General features: G+C 55.9%; 3 protein-coding genes. All 3 read right to left on the minus strand.

Translation table 11 applies throughout. The features are described from left to right. Positions 1-565 (minus strand): ABC transporter permease (locus AC1D1P_RS19425; protein WP_477674100.1); only part of this gene is annotated, 565 nt, incomplete at its 3' end. 22 nt (positions 566-587) lie between these two features. Further along, a complete protein-coding gene (locus AC1D1P_RS19430) occupies positions 588-1,391 on the minus strand; it encodes an ABC transporter permease (protein ID WP_477674101.1) in 804 nt (267 codons plus the stop codon). A gap of 121 nt (positions 1,392-1,512) precedes the next feature. Next, on the minus strand, positions 1,513-2,595 hold the full coding sequence (locus AC1D1P_RS19435; protein WP_065276646.1) for an ABC transporter substrate-binding protein: 1,083 nt from the start codon (positions 2,593-2,595) through the stop codon (positions 1,513-1,515). Positions 2,596-2,966 lie beyond the last annotated feature (371 nt).

Genomic DNA, 2,966 nt, shown 5'->3' on the forward strand with positions numbered 1-2,966 from the left:
AGGTCAGGAATGCGCCTGCCATGACGGAAGGCAAGATGTTCGGGAAGATCACCAGCCTGATTGTCGCGAATGGCCGAGCGCCGAGAATGCCAGCGGCGTCCGTCAGCGTCTGAACGTCAATCGTCTGCAAGCCGGTATCAATCGTGCGGTAGAGGTACGGCAGAGATAATGTGGTACAGCCGCAGATAAGCAGGATGCTCGCACCAGCGCTGCTATCGGCCAGCGGCAGCACCGACGATGACGAAAACAGCCGCAGATAGCCAAAGACAAGCACGATAGGCGGCACGACCATGGGCAGCATCACGAAGATTTCCACCACAGGCCGCAGCCATTGGAGGCGCAACCGGACATAATAGGCCATCGGAACCACGATGATCGTGCCAAAGATAATCGTCAATACTGCTATTATCAGCGAATAGAAGAAGCTGGCCGCAAATTCCGGGTCTAAGAAAACCGACTCGTAAGCCTCAAGCGAATATACGCCGCGCCGGATGTTAATGAAAATTCCGCCGTGCTGAAAAGCGGCATCAGAAAGAACACTGCGGCGATGGCGAATATGGTCCAAGGGGAATAGCGCAGGACGAATTTCATTTCATCCACCGTTCGGAGCGCACGCGAAGCATCAGGTAAAGAGAAATGGTCACCGTCATGACAAATACCATGAGCAAGGCTAGGACGGCGCCAAGCTGCTCGTTGTGCAGCACGTCGCCGCGAATTTGCGCGTAGAGCAAGATCGGGATGACGTTCACCGCCGTTCCTGTCAGCGCGTAGGCCGTTGCGACGCCCCCGAATGCATTGGCGAACAACAATGCCAACGCCCCGAGGATTGTTGGCCAGAGGATTGGCAGGCCAACAAAGCGCCAATACTGGGTAGCCGTGGCACCCAACATCTCGGCCGCCTCACGTGTCTGTGTGGAAAGCCGGTCAACGGCGGGCATGATGATCGTGAATGCAATCGGGACCTGAAAGAACAGGTAGGTAAGCGTCAAGCCGGAAAAGCTGGCAAGCTCAAAACCTGCCGCGTAAATGTCGATGCCGAAGGCCTTCCGTAAAAACACAGTCACGAGGCCAAGCCGCCCCAGAGTGGCGATGAAGGCGAAGGCAAGGGGTATGCCTGAGAAATGCGAGGCCACGCCGCAAAAGCTCATAACGGCGGCCTTCACCTTCTGGCTGGTCATGCGCCGGCCAACGGTGAGGGCCAGTACGAGCCCGAGCACCGTTCCAAGAACGGCGGTGACGGCGGAGATTTTGGCCGAAGCCATGAAGGCGTCGGCAACCTCCGGCGTGATGATCTCCGCGAAGTTCGCTAACGTAAAACCTCCCTGCTTATCAACAAAGGCCGTGGCCAGTAGCGCCGCGGTGGGCATCACCATCATGACGATGGCAAACATGAAAAACGGGGCCGTGGCAAGCAGTGCGGGCCAGTCAATGGACTTGAGGGATGAGGTACCTGCCAGCCCGGCGCGAATGCCACTCGCGCCGGGCTTGCCGTGTGTGGACTGTGGTTTCAACTTATTTGCTGCCTGCGCCTACGGTTGAAGTCCATTCCTTGGCAATCACTTCGCCGGCTTCCACTAGATGGGACAACTCGGGAAATACTAGATTGTTACCTGTCGCCGGGAGCTTGGTCAGCATGTCATCGGCAATTTTGCCGGATTTGCGCATGGCGTCAAAGCGGATGGGGTGGCAAAGGCCCTTGAGGTAGCCAAGTTGCCCCTCGTCGGAATAAAGGTACTCCATCCAGAGCTTGGCGGCATGCGGATGCGGCGCGTACTTGCTGATGGCTTGGGCATAAACGCCAGCCACGGTAAGGCTTGCCGGGACAATGGTGTCCAGTGGCGGATTTCCCTTGAAATTTTCGGCATAGGTGATGCCGTTGGAATCCCAGCGCGTGGTAATTGGCGTTTCGCCCTTGGCGATGGATGCTGCAGAGCCGAAACCGGGAACGAGATTGCCGGAGTCCTTCAATTGGCGGTAGAACTCGAGCCCAGCGCGGGCTGCTGCCGCGCCCGGCTGCGCGCCGGCTGCAAGGCCCGCGGCATAGACGCTCAGGATGGAATTGTTGGCGGTTCGCGGGTCAGCAGGCAGTGAAACGCTCTTGCGATAGGCGGGGTCGAGAAGATCAGCCCAATCGGCTGGAGACTTTGAGATAACGTCCTTATTCACGACGAAAGAAAGCACGCCGTAATAGTCGCCGTACCATTGCCCTTCGGGGTCTTTGGCGGTGGCCGGGATTTCGTCCCACGTTTGCACCTTGTACGATTGCAGCAAGCCCTCTTTCTGCGCAATGGGGCCAAAAACAAGGCCCACATCGATGACATCCGGCGCCTGCGAGCCGTTGTTGCCTATATTAGCCTTGATCGTTGCCAATTCTTCACCGGATCCGGCGGTCGGGCTGAGTTCGTTTACGGTGAGGCCGTATTTATCTTTAAAGCCTTGAATCAGCGCAGCATAGCCGCACCAATCATGCCCGAGGGCAATAACCGTCAATTGCCCTTCGGCCTTTGCAGCCGCGACAAGATCATCCATTTCGTCAGCATGCGCGCCAAATGGCATGGCCAGGCAAGCGACACCTACAGTCAGATAGGCAGTCATCCGTTTCCTAATCATCCGGTTTCCTCTCGCGGGAACTAGCAATTAAATGAAGCCTTGCCGACTAACGGCTACTCTTTACAAGAATGTGACAATATCTGGCATAAATTGGCAATTACAGAAAATACGTGCCAGGAAAGTGCGCTTTTGCTTGGAGCACATAAGGTGAGATGAAGGAATGGCAGGCATTTTCAGTGTATGCGCGCGAAAACTGTCATGAAAGAGCCGTTGACAGATATTTGAAAGGCAATTATTCCCAAAAATGACAACATATCGGTTGTAAGCGCGGCCGACTCCATCGTGTAGAGTGAGGAATTTGTGACGAAACTACCGGCAGCAAGCCGCCTGCAAGCCATAGCTGATATGCTTCGCAC

This window comes from Polaromonas sp. P1_E1_2 (genome assembly GCF_056406035.1).